Genomic DNA, 15797 nt, shown 5'->3' on the forward strand with positions numbered 1-15797 from the left:
AACTAATCTCCTTCTTCTTTTCATAAATAAATGAATAATATACAAAATTAGCCACAAAATAGCACTATATTACAAGATTAAAGAGGGCGTACATATGATTTGGAATTGGTTACGTAAGAAAAAAAAATCAAATAAACCAGAAGCAAACGAAACAGATAATCAGGAGCAGCATTCTAACAATCAAGAGGATGATAACAAAGAACAGACTAGAAGTATGAAACATAATAAAGGTAAAAATAACGAGCAAAAGGATTCTTCTCAGAATAAGCAACAAAGTGCTAAACAAGAGGATTCCTCTCAGGATAAGCAACAAAACGCTAAACAAGAGGATTCCTCTCAGGATAAGCAACAAAACGCTAAACAAGGTGATTCGTCTCAGGATAAGCAACAAAACGCTAAACAAGAGGATTCGTCTCAGGATAAGCAGCAAAGTGCTAAACAAGATGACCCTTCTCAGGATAAGCAACAAAACGCTAAACAGGATGATTCCTCTCAAGATAAGCAGCAAAGTGCTAAACAAAATGACCCTTCTCAGGATAAGCAACAAAACGCTAAACAGGATGATTCCTCTCAAGATAGGCAACAAAGTGCTAAACAAGGTGATTCGTTTCAGGATAAGCAACAAAGCGCTAAACAGGATGATTCCTCTCAAGATAGGCAACAAAGTGCTAAACAAGATGATTCGTCTCAAGATAAGCAACAAAGCGCTAAACAGGATGATTCCTCTCAAGATAGGCAACAAAGTGCTAAACAAGATGATTCGTCTCAAGATAAACAACAAAGTGCTAAACAAGGTGATTCGTTTCAAGATAAACAGCAAAACACTAAGCAAGATGAACCTTCTCAAAGTAAGCAACAAAGCTCTGGAGGTAATAGTATTTATGACTTTACAAAACCAGAAAAAGATCGTATTCATTCTTTACAAAATTTAATAGAGAAGCTGAAAAAGTCTAGTGATTTTGTAAATTATCATACATCCGACGATGAAACGATGCCTTATTGGATTTCTTACTATCGCCCTTCACTTGATGGAGAAAAATTACAAAAGTATTTAATGCCCACTCTTTTAGAACGACCTAACGCATCACTAGAAGAGCTTAAGGAACATATCCCGATGAGCGGCATTACAATTACGAACGACTTACAAAAAATTGAGGATATGGTTTTAAAGGGGCATGCGATTATTCAATTGAATCAGCAAGATCAAAAATGTATGCTTGCAAACATTGCAATTGATAATTATCGTGCACCAACCCCTCCTTTAAACGAATCAACTGTTATTGGTCCGCAAGAAGGTTTCGTAGAGGATATTGATACAAACATTAATTTAGTTCGAAAACGTCTTCCTGTTTTAGATTTACAAACAAAAGAAATGATTATCGGCGAGTTTTCCAAAACAAAAGTTGTCATGATGTATTTAGACAACCTTGCTGAAAAAGATAATGTAGATTTTCTAGAAGAGTCATTACGCGCTCTTGAATATGATCAAATTAATGATAGTGCTTATTTACAAGAATTAATGGGTGAAAAATCGATTTTCCCTCTCTATATCAATACAGAACGTACTGATAGAGTTACAAAAGCACTAATTGATGGAAAAATCGCTATTTTTGTTGATGGTTCTCCAAGTGTTTTACTAACACCCGTATCCTATTTTGATTTTTTCATTTCACCAGAAGACTATAACGTCTCCTGGATGTACGCTACATTTTCAAGGATTTTAAGATTAATTGCCGTTCTATTTTCAATTTGCGCTACACCGTTATACGTTGCAGTTTTAAATTATCATTATGAACTTATTCCAAGTGATTTACTTGAAACCTTAATTTTATCAAGAGCACAAGTACCATTCCCACCTTTAATTGAAGCACTCTTTTTAGAACTTGCGATCGACTTACTGAGAGAAGCTGGCGCGAGGTTACCGATGAAAGTTGGTCAAACGCTCGGTATCGTAGGGGGTATCGTAATCGGACAAGCATCTGTACAAGCAGGTTTAACGAGTAACATTTTATTAATTATCGTTGCACTATCAGCACTCGCTTCCTTTATTACACCTATTTATAAAATGGGTAATGCGGTTCGATTACTACGTTTCCCGTTTCTCATATTTGCAGAAATAGGAGGACTTTTCGGGATTTCACTTGGATTTATCTTTTTATTTACCCATCTATTTAGACTCACTTCTTTACGCAAGCCGTACGCTTTATTTTATCCAACAAGACAACAATCTGTTAAAGATTCTTGGATTCGTTTTCCTTTAACAATGATTGATACAAGAGATGTACAAGCAAGGCCACAACATGTAAAAAAAGCAGCGAAAGGAATTTCAACAAAGCATAGATCAGACTTTGATGATTAAGAAATGAGGTGCATTCGATGAGTAAAGTTCAAGAAAAATATCAAATATCTCCTATCTTTGTTTTCTTCTTAATTCACGGTGCACAGTTCGGTGCTGGCGTTCTCGGCTTCGCTCGAATCATCGCAAAGGCCGCTGGATACGACGGATGGATGGGAGTTATAATCACAGGAATTTTAATCCACATTCTTATATGGATGATGTATGTCTTATTAAAAGAAACAAATGGGAATTTAGTTGATTTACATCGGCAAACATTTGGAAAATGGCTAGGAAATGGCATTAGCATCATCTTTATGGCTTATTTTTTAATCGTTAGTATTTCAGTCATCCGAACATATGTTGAAATTATTCAAGTATGGATGTTTCCTACCGCTTCTACCTTTATGTTAACACTCTTTTTATGCTTAGTTAGCTATTACATTATCTCTTCTGGATTTCGTGTAATTACCGGTATTTGCGTCATCTCTGTTGGTGGTACATTAGGATATTTATTTCTAAGCTTATTCGTTTTGAAATATTCACATTGGGATAATTTACTACCTATATTCACACATTCTTTTTCAGACATTTTAAAATCCGCTCAACTGTCAATCTACAGTATGACCGGTTTTGAGATTTACCTCATGGTGTATCCATTTGTGAAAAAGCCTATGCAATCTCATAAATACGCTCAGTTTGGAGCACTATTTTCAAATCTTCTATATTTATTTAGCACCCTTTTAGCCTTTGCATTTTTTAGTGAAAAACAATTGTTAAAAACGATATGGGCCCAACTTTCTATGACCCAAGTTATTCAATTACCATTTATAGAAAGACTCGAATATATTGCAATTTCAGGCTATGCACTCGTTATTATTTCAAGTTTTATCCTCCCTTTATGGGCGTCAATGAGAGCAACTCATGAAATATTCCGTGTAAAACAAAGGGGTGTTTTAATTGCTTTTATCTTTATCACTCTCATTGTTTCGCAACTTTTAACAAACAGACACGATATTAATAACTTTATTAGTAATGTATCAAAGGTTAGTTTTTGGCTCATTTATGTATACATCCCAATCCTATTTATTATTGTGTGGGTGAAAAGAAAATGGAAAAAATCAAAAGCACAAGCAAATTAATACTTATTTCTTGTATAACATTCTTCAGTCTAATTGGATGTTTACAAAAAAATATTATCGACGATGTACAACTTATTCAAGGATCCGTATTTGACGTTGCAAAAGATAATAAAGTAAAAGTGACATTCGTTTGTCCCATTCAAAAAAAAGGAAATAAAGTTCAAGTTTTTGAAGGCAGTGCAAATGCGGTAAAACAAGTAAAAGCAGACACATCTTTAGAGTCTTCTCAACCTTTTGCTAGTGGACAAATGCGTGTCGCTCTATATACGATAAGACTTGCCAAAACAGGAATGTCTACTTCATTCGATACATTACTCCGAGATGTGAATATAGGGAACGCTTTATATGCTGCTTTATTAGATGGGAATGGTACTGAACTTTTAAAAGGCAAATATTCGACTTCATACAACGTTGCAATTTATATAAAAAAATTGCTAGAACATAACATGGAGACCGGACCTTTACCAGCGGATAATCTACATATAGGAGCATTTCGCTATTATCAAGAAGGAAAAGACTACTATATTCCCATTCTAAAGAAGCATGGTGATAAAATAAAAATTACCGGAATTGGCCTTTTTAAAAAGGATAAATATATCGGTAAAATTGCGGAAAAAGATATGTTCATATTTAAAGGACTATTAGAGAAACATAAATTAGATTCACATGAATTTAAAACAGATTCTGCGTACGTAATGATTAATAATATTCGTTCTGTTCCAACTTACGATATAAAAATTAAAAACGGAAAGCCTTCTTTTTTCATTCACGTTCGTCTTGATGCACGTATTCAAGAACTATCAAAACAAATTAACTTAGAAAATAACAAGAACACAAAAAACATTGAAAAAGATGTACAAAAACAATTAGATAAACAAGCTGCTAAGTTAATTAAGCAATTTAAATCTTTAGGCGTCGATCCTCTCGGGCTAGGTGCAAAGTATAAACAACATTATCGCCCATTCAAATTAGAAGAATGGAGACAAATGTATAAAGATGTTCCGGTTCATATAAAATACACCGTAAATATTACAAATTCTGGTGTTATTGAATGAGAAATGATTGAACTCCTCTCTCCAGCATGATACAACGGAGAGAGGAGTTTTTTATTATCAAATAGAGAGAGAAGATATTTATGGGGGAGCTTATGTCTAAAAAATTAGTAAAGCCTATTTTAAATGGTATTTTATTTCTCGGCGTCTTTTTATTTGCTCATACATACTTAAAAAATGTTTCCTTCACACGTTACTTACTTGTCGTTATACCAATGTTACTCGTCGGTATTTTTGGCATCGATCTTATTTCATCGCTTTTAATAAAAAAAGAAGAATAACGAGCGAACATCTTATTTCGATAAGATGTTCTTTTCATTTCATAATCACCTTATGTTACAATAAACTTCGGCATAACGTAAGAAAGGATGAAACAACATGACAAACGAAAAAGGTTTAGATAAAGGATACGAACTTGTTGCGAAAATGCATGAAGTATTCGGACATCCTGTGACAAATACTCCAACAAAATTAACAGAAGAGCGTGCAAAAATCCGTGCAAGTTTTATGCAGGAAGAACTAGAAGAATTTCTAGAGGCAACGACTGTTGAAGATCAATACGATGCACTGATTGACCTTATTTACTTTGCATTCGGAACGTTTGCAGAAATGGGCGTACGTCCAGATAAAGGATTCGAAATTGTAAACAACGCCAACATGGCAAAACTATTCCCTGATGGGAAGCCTCGATTCCGTGAAGGCGACGGTAAGATTCTAAAGCCAGAAGGCTGGCAAGCACCGGAACCACAACTTCGTGCTGAAATTGAACGTCAGCGTCAAGAAGCTGAAAAAAACTGCTAGGATTTCCTAGCAGTTTTTTATTATGGCTTTTTTTCTGCCAATCATTAATGACCCACGTGCCCTGCGTGTCCTGCTGCTCCACTAATACTAGCTGCTCCTGCTGCTGCCCCTGCTCCTCCTGCTCCAATTCCACCTGTCCAAGGAGAAGATTGTTGTTGTTGATATTGCTGATATTGTTGGTGCTGTTGGTGCTGTTGGTGCTGTTGGTGCTGTTGGTGCTGTTGACCTTGGTGTCCATGATGTTGGCCTTGGTGCCCATGATGACCGTGTTGGCCTTGATGACCTTGGTGATGGTGGTGACCTTGGTGTCCATGATGTTGGCCTTGGTGGTGATGTCCATGGTGACCATGTTGGCCTTGGTGAGTTTGATAAAGAACAGCTTGCGGATGAATGTGGTGGTGACCGTGGTGATGTACTTGTTGCCCCTGATGACCATGTTGACCTTGATGATGGTGATGACCATGATGGCCGTGTTGACCTTGATGGTGGTGATGACCATGATGGCCTTGTTGACCTTGATGGTGGTGATGTCCATGATGGCCGTGTTGACCTTGATGGTGGTGATGTCCATGATGGCCTTGTTGACCTTGATGGTGGTGATGATGACCATGGTAGCCGTGAACTACTTGCGGATATCCACCTACTCCTCCTGCTACAACACCTACTCCCGGTACAGGAAATCCTGTCTGTACTCCTCCAACGAAAGATGGAAATGCAGTTGGTACGCCTACTGGTACTCCTCCCGCTGCTCCGCCAACAAATGTTGGGATTCCAGTTTGCACTCCGGCTACCGATGATGGAAATCCTCCTGTTAATGTTGGAATTCCAGTTTGTACACCCGCTACTGATGTAGAAAACCCTCCAGGTGTTCCGCCCATCCAGCTCGGAATTCCACCGTATCCTTGTTGTCCTCCTCCCATTAACATCATTTGTTCATAACTATCCGATCCACTCCCGAAGAAACCATGTGGTGCATTATTGTCCATCCCTTTCATTCCTTTCACCTCTTCTACTCAATTTAGCCTACCTTTTTTATCATATTTCCTATAGAAGAATAGGTGTTTGTCTGCACTAGAATTCCGCTTCTTTTTCTTCATTCATGATAAAATTAATTAACTGAATATTTTTTCTAGGAGGTATTTATATTGAAGAATGTAACAAAGGCTTCTATCAATGATTTAGATTCAATCGTCCATATAGATATTGACGTAATTGGAAACGATAGTAGACGAAATTATATTAAGCACACTATCCGTGAAGGCAGATGCATCATTGTAACAGAAGAAAATTCTATCTCTGGCTTTCTAACATACGATACAAATTTCTTTGGTTGTACTTTCCTCTCATTAATCATTGTTTCACCAACTAAAAGAAGGCAAGGCTATGCAAGCTCGTTAATCTCATATATGTTAAGTCATTCTCCTACTCAAAAAATATTTTCTTCAACGAACGAATCGAATGAAAGTATGCAGAAAGTATTTAACTCGAATGGTTTTATACGTAGCGGAATAGTTGAAAACTTAGATGAAGGTGACCCTGAGATTATTTTCTATACAAAAAAGCTCAGAACATAAACGCTCTGAGCTTTTTCAAATGATTTAGTTTGCAACAACGTTAACAAGTTTTCCAGGAACAACAATTACTTTACGAACTGTTTTCCCTTCAATTTGGTCTTGAATTACTTCAAGTGCAAGTTGTTCCATTTCTTCTTTTGATGCGTCTTTACTCATTGTTAGTTTTGCGCGAACTTTACCCATAACTTGAACAACGATTTCAACTTCATCTTCTACAAGTTTAGACTCATCAAATGTTGGCCAGCTTGCATATGTGATTGTTTCATTGTATCCAAGTTTGCTCCATAGCTCTTCCCCGATATGAGGTGCAACTGGTGCAATCATTTTTACGAAACCTTCTACATATTCTCTTGGAAGTGTTTCAGCTTTGTATGCATCGTTGATGAATACCATCATTTGAGAAATCGCTGTGTTGAAGCGAAGCTCTGCATAGTCTTCTGTTACTTTCTTCACTGTTTGATGGTAAGCTTTTTCAAGCTCTTTATTTGGTGCGTCAGTAATTTTCTCACTTAATTCACCGTTATCTTGAACGAATAGACGCCATACGCGGTCTAGGAAACGACGAGCTCCGTCAAGACCATTTTCAGACCAAGCGATTGAAGCATCTAATGGTCCCATGAACATTTCGTATAGACGAAGTGTATCTGCACCGTGGCTTGCTACGATATCATCAGGGTTTACAACGTTACCTTTTGATTTACTCATTTTCTCGTTGTTTTCACCTAGAATCATACCTTGGTTGAATAATTGTTGGAACGGTTCTTTCGTTGGAACTACACCGATATCGTATAATACTTTATGCCAGAAACGAGCATATAGTAAGTGAAGTACAGCGTGCTCTGCACCACCGATATAAATATCAACTGGAAGCCATTGTTTTACTTTTTCAGGATCTACAAGTGCTTCGCTATTGTTTGGATCGATGTAACGTAGGTAATACCAACAGCTACCAGCCCATTGCGGCATTGTATTTGTTTCACGACGACCTTTTTTACCAGTCTCAGGATCAACAACATTTACCCACTCGTCAATGTTAGCAAGTGGTGATTCACCTGTACCTGAAGGACGGATGTTTTCTGTTTTCGGAAGAACTAATGGTAATTCCTCTTCTTTCACAGCTGTCATTGTACCATCTTCCCAGTGAATTACTGGAATTGGCTCACCCCAGTAACGTTGACGGCTGAATAACCAGTCACGTAGACGGTACGTTACTTTTTGATTTCCTGCGCTCGTTACTTCAAGCCATTCAATCATTTTTGCGATTGCTTCTTCTTTATTTAAACCATCAAGGAATGCTGAGTTTACGTGTGCACCATCACCTGTGTACACTTCTTTCGTAATATCTCCGCCTTTTACAACTTCCTTCATTGGAAGATTAAATACTGATGCGAATTCATAGTCACGCTCATCGTGAGCTGGAACTGCCATTACAGCACCTGTTCCGTAAGTTGCAAGAACATAGTCAGCAATCCAGATTGGTAATTTCTCACCGTTTACTGGGTTAACTGCGTAAGCACCAGTGAATACACCAGTTTTTTCTTTCGCAAGTTCTGTACGCTCTAGATCACTCTTCATTTTTACAGCGTTAATGTAAGCTTCTACCGCTTCTTTTTGTTCTGCTGTTGTAATTTCTGCAACAAGTGCATGTTCTGGAGCTAGTACACAGTATGTTGCACCAAATAATGTATCAGGGCGCGTTGTGAAAACTGTGAATTTCTCGTCTGTACCATCGATGTTGAAGTGTACTTCTGCACCTTCAGAACGACCGATCCAGTTACGTTGCATATCTTTTAAGCTTTCAGGCCAATCAAGCTCATCTAGATCTTCTAATAGACGATCTCCGTAAGCTGTAATTTTTAACATCCACTGTCTCATCGGACGACGCTCAACTGGATGTCCACCACGCTCACTCTTACCGTCAATGATTTCTTCGTTTGCAAGTACTGTACCAAGTGCTGGGCACCAGTTTACAGGTACTTCATCAACGTAAGCTAAGCCTTTTTCAAATAGTTTTAGGAAGATCCATTGCGTCCACTTATAGTAGTTTGGATCTGTTGTATTTACTTCACGGTCCCAATCGTAAGAGAAACCTAATGATTTAATTTGGTTACGGAACGTATTAATATTATGCTCTGTAAATTCAGCTGGGCTGTTTCCAGTATCAAGTGCATATTGCTCTGCTGGAAGACCAAATGCATCCCATCCCATTGGATGAAGAACGTTATATCCTTGCATACGCTTCATACGAGATAAAATATCTGTCGCTGTATAACCTTCTGGATGTCCTACGTGTAAGCCTGCACCTGATGGATATGGGAACATATCTAGTGCATAAAATTTTGGTTTTTCTGTCTCATCTGGCGTACGGAATGTTTTATTCTCTTCCCAGTACCCTTGCCACTTCTTCTCAATTTCTTGATGATTAAAGCTCATGAGATACCCTCCTTGAAATTCTATTTATTTTCACCGCCCAAAATACAAAAAACCTCTCATCCCTAAAAAGGGACGAGAGGTTATAGATTCCCGCGGTACCACCCTAAATTAATGTACAAATATACATTCGCTTAGATCCGTAACGTGGATTAACGGCAATTGCTACTATTAGTTTCACAACTGCAACTCAAAGGCGAGTTCATAACGAAACGTGGATTGACTTGCACCGACCGTCAACTCTCTAAACCAGCCTCTATTACTACTACTCCTTCTCACTGTTATTACACATATAAGTTACGTGAACTATCCTTCACCTAGTATCTCTTAAGAGCTTACTTAAAGCGAGGACTTCTCGGTTAATCGTTACTCTTAATAACTAACGAATTCATCTTAAGACAGCCGAGCTATCTCCCTTGTTCTAAAGGTTGTTTTATTTAAATATATTCTAAAACATGTTACATGTTCCGTCAAACTAAACTGCAATTTTTTCTTCAACTGTTTCTTCTACTTTTACTCGTTTATCATAAATGCTCGTTGCTATAAGCGCTACTACAAGCATTACCATGATTGCTATAAACAATACTTCCATATTGTATAAATCCACAATTGCTCCGCCAACGACCGGCCCGAACATTTTCCCTACAGTCGCCGCACTATTTACAACCCCTTGATAAAACCCTAATTTATCTTTTGGTGCAAGTATATTTGCAATCGTTGGAACCGCAGGCCATACAAATAACTCACCTATTGTTAATGTTACCATCGCAACGAGGAACATCGTAAATTGTTGCGCTTGACTTAACACAATGAATGAAGCTGCAAAAATGAAGATTCCAATCATAATTTGCTGTTTTAAAGAACGCTTCATCCAGCGAATTAGCATACTAACAAGTGGCTGTGCACAAACAATCATTGCTCCGTTTATCGTCCATAATAAACTATAGTGACGAAGGCTAATATTCAATTCTTGCATATGTGTTGCAATCGCTCCTTGCCACTGTACGTATGTAACCCAGCATAAAGCATATGCTACACACACGATAAGAAGTGCTTTAAATCCAGGTGTAAGTGACCAACCTTTTTTCATTTCCACTTCTTTTTGTACTCCTGGCTCCTTCTTGTCTTCCATACCACGGAATCCAATAAAAGCAATTAAGAAGAAAACAAAGTATAAAATAAAGTTAGCTAAGAAAATATAATCAAAACGATACGATGCAACTAATCCACCACATGCTGTTCCGATCGCAATACCAACATTTTGTCCAACGTACATCGCATTAAATGCCCGTCTTCCGCCTTCTGGCCAAACCGTACCAACCATCGCATACATCGATGGGAAGACCATTCCAGAACCGAAGCCGATTAACGCTAGCCATACAACATATAACGGCCAACCGTGGAAGAACACAAGACCTAAAATTGATACAAGTGTAATCACTATCCCTACTAAAGTTGATTTATAACCGCCCCATTTATCAAATAAAACACCGCCGAGCAAGTTTCCGATTACACCAGTAAGCGAGTTGATCATTAATACCATTCCGGCCACAGATAAAGATTTTCCCAAGTGATCATGTAAATAAATTGTATTAAAAGGCCATAAAAAAGAAGCACCCGTGACATTAATAATCATCCCAGCTACTAATAGCCATACTTTCCTTGGCATAGCTTCCCCTCCTATTCTATTTTTTTCGTTCATATATATAACAGTAAAATTGTAGTCGTTTTTAAATAGGAAGGCAACTGATTAATAGTTGATGAAATTCAGATAATAGTTCGTCGGTAAATGAATTTATATTGGTTGCTTCTTGGATTATATCAGCGATTATTAAAATATATCGACTTACCGACAAAAACGACAACAGTAACAATATATAAAAGGGTAGACTGCATGAAATTTTCATGCAGTCTACCCTTATTTGTACTATCCAACTTCCTTTTCTCGCTTCACACGTTCTTTAGCACTCCATTTAAACACCTTATCTAGTAGCGAGTATATTCTCCCAGATTCTTTCGTTAACAAAGGTCCTAACGATGCTAATATTAAAACATACAAAGCTGAGAACGGTTTAATCGCTGCCATTAAGCCACCCGCAATTCCAATATTCGCGACGATAATAGAAAATTCTCCGCGTGATACAAGTGTTAAACCGATATTCGTAGAAGCCTTATGCGATAACCCAGCTTTACGCCCCGCAACCATTCCAGCAGTAAAATTACCGATAAGAGTAATGAAAACTGCTCCTAATGCCAACCACACTGCTCCGCCAAGTGAAAATGGGTCTATACTTAAACCGAAGCTGAAAAAGAATATAGCTCCAAAGAAATCACGAAACGGAACGACAAGCTGTTCAATTCGATCACTATGCTCTGTTTCAGAAAAAACGAGTCCTAGTAATAATGCTCCAATTGCCTCTGCAACATGAATCGTTTCTGAAAATCCTGCTACAAAGAACAAAATAGCGAATATTACAATAATAAAAATTTCATTGGACGAAATATCTAACATTTTATTTAAAAACCGTGTAGCTTTTCTAGCAACTACAAAGAATAGTAGCATATAACCTACTGCGATTAAAATAGATGTAAGAGCACCTACAAATGATGTTGCCCCTCCAAGTACTAATCCTGAAACGACTGATAAATATACCGCTAAAAAGATATCATCAAACATAATGATTCCTAAAATTAGCTCCGTCTCTTTATTACCAGATCTTCTTAAATCAACAATTACTTTCGCAACAATTGCACTCGATGAAATTGTTATGATCCCAGCAATAATTAATGTTTCTAATAAGGGGAAACCCATTATATATCCGTAAAGTAAACCTAATATAAAATTAAGCGATATATGAACAGTTCCCCCAAAAGCAATTGATTTTCCTGATTTAATTAATTTTTTAATTGAGAATTCTAAACCTAAGTAAAATAGGAGGAATATGACGCCAACACGGCCGAGGAAGGAAATAACTTCTCCACTTTCAATAAATCTTAAATCGATAAGCCCTAAATCTGGGGCATGAGGCCCCACTAGCATACCGAGTATAATAAGAAACGGAATAATCGAGAACTTTAACTTTGCAGCGAGAATAGCTGCAAAAGCGACTAATACTAACGCAGTTCCAACTTCAAAGATTAAAGTATCCATCGATTATGAATCCCCTCCTACTGAAAGCAACTCATTAATAATTCTTTTCACTTCATGTCTTTCACCTGATAATACGAGCATATCGCCAGCTTCAATGATAGAATCTGGGCCTGGATTAAAGAACTTCTTCATATTCTTTTTCAAAATGGCAATAATCGTTACGTTATATGTGTTTCGAACATGTAAACTACCAATTGTTTTTTGTACAACTGGTGCATTATTTTCCACCTTAAACCACTCAATTGATAATCCCTCAAAAGCCATTTCAATCGTATCTAAAGCTTGTGGCCTATATACCATTCCGCCCAATATAGCTGCAATTTGTCTCGCTTCAGAATCACGAAGAGAGACGCTTGAAATACTCTCTTCATGATCAGCATCAAAATGGTACATTTCTCTTCGGCCATCATCATGAATAACGATAACCATCTTTTCATTACCTTTTGTAATCACTTCAAACTTACATCCAATACCCGGCAGTTCACTCTCTCTAATATTCATATTTTCCGCCTCCTAATTTTTTAGTTACGGCTTTTATAAATCGACATCAATCTCCGTTTTAAAGCTCTCATCCTTTGAGATACCTAAATACTTTAGTGTCTCTGATGGAGTCGCGTGATGAAAATGTTTTTGCAATAGTGCAATCGCTATCCCTCTTTTGTACGCATGAAATCCGAACGTTTTTCGCATTGAATTCGTTCCGATTTTACCAACAACTCCAACTGCTTCTGCAGCATTATGAATTACACGATACGCTTGTTGGCGCGTAATTGAATTTGGCGTTTTATTAGATTGGAATACGTAATTTTCTCTTTTAACGCCAATAGATTGTACGTAATCTAAAAGCGCTTCTTTTACTTTTGTATTTAAATAAATATCTTGTTTAAATTTTTCATCTTTCACAGGAAGAGCATAAAACTCTTTAACAGTCCCGTCTTCATTTAATACATCTTCAAATTTCATGCTAAGTAGTTCTGTAATTTTTAATCCTGTGTTAATTCCAATAACAAATAAAAGATAATCTCGCTGGGAGTGCTCTTTTAAATATTTTTTCATAGCCTCAATTTGGCTTATATCTTTTAATGCCTCTACAACTTCCATACATGTATTCTCCTCATCTTATGAACGGTAATTTTCTCATTATGTTGTCCATTTTACCTTATCATGCTATGAGATTTCCATGTGTTATCCATTATTTTCACAATATACTCAGGTGGTTCTGAAAACTTTCAATGTGGAAACTTACGATTGTATAAATACGTTGCGGTAAAAAAATGTGGGGATAAAAGTTCAGCTTCTTTCTACAGATTGGATTCCTCCTTTCCTTATACAGCTACTTCTACTTTTATATTACGTTACTTACTTGCATTATATTATACATTTCAGTAACATTAAAGTGTTTTTTCTGAAAATAATAAAAACCGAGCGTTTTTGCTCGGTTTTTATTATTAATCTTCTTTCGGAAGAACAATTCCTTTATACAATTGAACTGTAATGAAGTAATAAATCGCATAAATAACTACGAAAATTACAATTGGTACCCAAATACGGAAGTACGGATCGATTAAAATAAATCCGAAAATATTCATACCAACTAATACGTGAGCGATACCCACAATTGCTGGGAATAAGAATACTAAGAATAGCTCTTTATAAATCGATTTCGTTAGTAACTCACGGCGCACACCGATTTTACGAAGCATTTGATAACGCGTAATATCTTTTGATGCACCAGAAAGAATTTTAAACATAAGGCAGCTTGCCATCATTGCTAAGAACGCAATTCCAAGGAAGAATCCCATAAATACTGTTCCACTCGCAATGCCATAGAACCCACTATAAGCTTGATATTTACTATCCATTTGTTCAACTTTTACATTTTTATATTTATCTAGCTGCAACTCGTCAAGTTTTTTCCATTCTTTTTTATATGTTAAAAAATCATCTGTTTTTCCGATAAATGCTATACCTTCTTTACCATTTATCCCATCGTACATTTTTTGATCTACAATTTTAATTGCATGATCATTGTATAAATAATATGGATGGATTGTACTAAAAGCATCTGTCCATTCCGCTGAAAGTTCTTTAGTGTTCGCATCTTTTTGATTCATCTCTCTAGAAACTGCACCTACCGGTAGTTCCTCTGAAACTTTTTTCGTATTTACTAAATCCTTCATAGACTTCATCTTTGCCATATCTTTTACGAAAGGACGATTTTTCTCTAAATCTTCTTTTACATAGTAAACGTATTTATCATCAACTTTGTAACGATATTCGCTTTTCTCTTTAAATGTAATACCATCTAAAACTTTCTTTTCTTCAGCTGTTGGATTATGAACTACTGAATCATATATTACTAAACCATCTACCATTTTTATAACGTTATTTTTGAACGCCATACCGCCCGAAATTGCACCAGCTCCAAGCGCAACTAACATTGCCACTGTTGCAAGTACTTTCGTTAAACTATTAATTCGGAAGTTTAATTGTGCAAATGTAAAAGCATTAAGTCCTTTTTCACTACGCTTTTTATTACTTTTTAACTTTTTAATAATGACTGGAAGAAGTGAGCCAAATAGCATGTAAGTACCAGCTGTCGTTGTAATTAATGCAATAAGGATTCCCATCTCTTTTAGTTTTTCCATATAGATCATAGATGCATAACCTATACCTAATAAAATAACAGCAAGGAATGCCACTACAACTGTCTTTTTACCTTTTACTGCAACACGCTCTGTTTGTGCATCTGCATGTACTAGTTGCAATACAGAAATACGTGACAATTTAATACTGTTCATAATTGCTGATAATACAAATAGTGCAAAGAAGAAGATGCAAGTAACAGTCATAGATGGTAGATAAAATGCTTTATACCCTTCACCAGCAAATTCAAGCTGTTTCATTAATAACTGTCCAATACCTTCTGCAAGTCCTACTCCAACTGCAATCCCGATTGCAAGAGACGCAGCACCTAATACGATTGTTTCAATAAACATAAGTAATGTAACTTTATGTTTTTTCGCACCTAACATCATATACATACCGAACTCTTTTTGACGAAGAGATAATAAGAAAGAGTTTGCATATAAAATGTAGAAGAACGTTATAATTGCTAATAAAAATGATCCTGCTTGGAATACGAATCCAATAGATTTAATCACTGAATTAGATTCTAAAAATGCTTTATTCAGTGCTAACGTTTGGAACATGTAAAAAATTGAAATCGACATGACAAGACCGACAAGTAAGACGATATAATCTTTCAGCTTACTTTTCAGCCCCGACATGGAAAGTTTAAATAACATACTG

The 15797-nt window shown here is 36.6% G+C and carries 13 protein-coding genes and 1 other annotated feature; of the genes, 6 read left to right on the forward strand and 7 right to left on the reverse strand.

Annotated elements, in window-relative coordinates; all coding sequences use genetic code 11:
• The first annotated feature begins 94 nt into the window (after positions 1 to 94).
• The 5 genes from DN407_RS23425 (at position 95) to DN407_RS23445 (ending at position 5330) form a co-directional block, all read left to right on the forward strand.
• Positions 95 to 2359, forward strand: a complete 2265-nt coding sequence (locus tag DN407_RS23425; RefSeq protein WP_098023076.1) for a spore germination protein — start codon at positions 95 to 97, stop codon at positions 2357 to 2359.
• A gap of 17 nt (positions 2360 to 2376) precedes the next feature.
• Positions 2377 to 3477, forward strand: a complete 1101-nt coding sequence (locus DN407_RS23430) for a spore germination protein (protein ID WP_000049056.1) — start codon at positions 2377 to 2379, stop codon at positions 3475 to 3477.
• Positions 3447 to 4532 carry a spore germination protein GerHC gene (gene gerHC, locus DN407_RS23435; protein WP_000411387.1) on the forward strand — a complete coding sequence of 362 codons (1086 nt, stop codon included), beginning with the start codon at positions 3447 to 3449 and terminating at the stop codon, positions 4530 to 4532. The genes DN407_RS23430 and gerHC overlap by 31 nt, the downstream gene beginning before the upstream one ends.
• 92 nt (positions 4533 to 4624) lie before the next feature.
• Positions 4625 to 4810, forward strand: coding sequence for a hypothetical protein (locus DN407_RS23440; RefSeq protein ID WP_000038781.1), 186 nt, complete (start codon positions 4625 to 4627; stop codon positions 4808 to 4810).
• A 97-nt stretch (positions 4811 to 4907) separates the two neighbouring features.
• Positions 4908 to 5330: a pyrophosphohydrolase domain-containing protein gene (locus DN407_RS23445; RefSeq protein WP_000180554.1), complete on the forward strand. Its 423-nt coding sequence runs from the start codon at positions 4908 to 4910 to the stop codon at positions 5328 to 5330.
• 44 nt (positions 5331 to 5374) lie between these two features.
• Here the strand turns inward: DN407_RS23445 and DN407_RS23450 are convergent, their stop codons facing one another.
• Positions 5375 to 6325: a hypothetical protein gene (locus DN407_RS23450; RefSeq protein ID WP_149216665.1), complete on the reverse strand. Its 951-nt coding sequence runs from the start codon at positions 6323 to 6325 to the stop codon at positions 5375 to 5377.
• 150 nt (positions 6326 to 6475) lie between these two features.
• Between DN407_RS23450 and DN407_RS23455 the strand changes: the two genes are divergently transcribed.
• Positions 6476 to 6904, forward strand: a complete 429-nt coding sequence (locus DN407_RS23455; protein WP_000800325.1) for a GNAT family N-acetyltransferase — start codon at positions 6476 to 6478, stop codon at positions 6902 to 6904.
• Positions 6905 to 6928: 24 nt separating this feature from the next.
• Here DN407_RS23455 and leuS read toward each other — a convergent pair whose 3' ends face one another.
• From leuS to DN407_RS23490, 6 genes are all read right to left on the reverse strand, one after another.
• Positions 6929 to 9337, reverse strand: coding sequence for a leucine--tRNA ligase (gene leuS, locus DN407_RS23460; protein ID WP_149216666.1), 2409 nt, complete (start codon positions 9335 to 9337; stop codon positions 6929 to 6931).
• A 65-nt stretch (positions 9338 to 9402) separates the two neighbouring features.
• Positions 9403 to 9622 (reverse strand) — a binding site (T-box leader).
• A 187-nt stretch (positions 9623 to 9809) separates the two neighbouring features.
• Positions 9810 to 11003: an MDR family MFS transporter gene (locus tag DN407_RS23465; protein WP_001137554.1), complete on the reverse strand. Its 1194-nt coding sequence runs from the start codon at positions 11001 to 11003 to the stop codon at positions 9810 to 9812.
• Positions 11004 to 11261: 258 nt separating this feature from the next.
• Positions 11262 to 12485 carry a cation:proton antiporter gene (locus DN407_RS23470; protein WP_000380174.1) on the reverse strand — a complete coding sequence of 408 codons (1224 nt, stop codon included), beginning with the start codon at positions 12483 to 12485 and terminating at the stop codon, positions 11262 to 11264.
• Positions 12486 to 12488: 3 nt separating this feature from the next.
• Positions 12489 to 12986 carry a cation:proton antiporter regulatory subunit gene (locus tag DN407_RS23475; RefSeq protein ID WP_001026053.1) on the reverse strand — a complete coding sequence of 166 codons (498 nt, stop codon included), beginning with the start codon at positions 12984 to 12986 and terminating at the stop codon, positions 12489 to 12491.
• 33 nt (positions 12987 to 13019) lie between these two features.
• A complete protein-coding gene (locus tag DN407_RS23480) occupies positions 13020 to 13586 on the reverse strand; it encodes a tyrosine-type recombinase/integrase (RefSeq protein WP_000454205.1) in 567 nt (188 codons plus the stop codon).
• Positions 13587 to 13933: 347 nt separating this feature from the next.
• The gene (locus tag DN407_RS23490; RefSeq protein ID WP_000897803.1) at positions 13934 to 15793 is read right to left on the reverse strand and encodes an FtsX-like permease family protein; all 1860 of its coding nucleotides are present in this window, start codon (positions 15791 to 15793) and stop codon (positions 13934 to 13936) included.
• Positions 15794 to 15797 lie beyond the last annotated feature (4 nt).

Source organism: Bacillus sp. JAS24-2 (assembly GCF_008274905.1).
GTDB lineage: Bacteria > Bacillota > Bacilli > Bacillales > Bacillaceae_G > Bacillus_A > Bacillus_A cereus.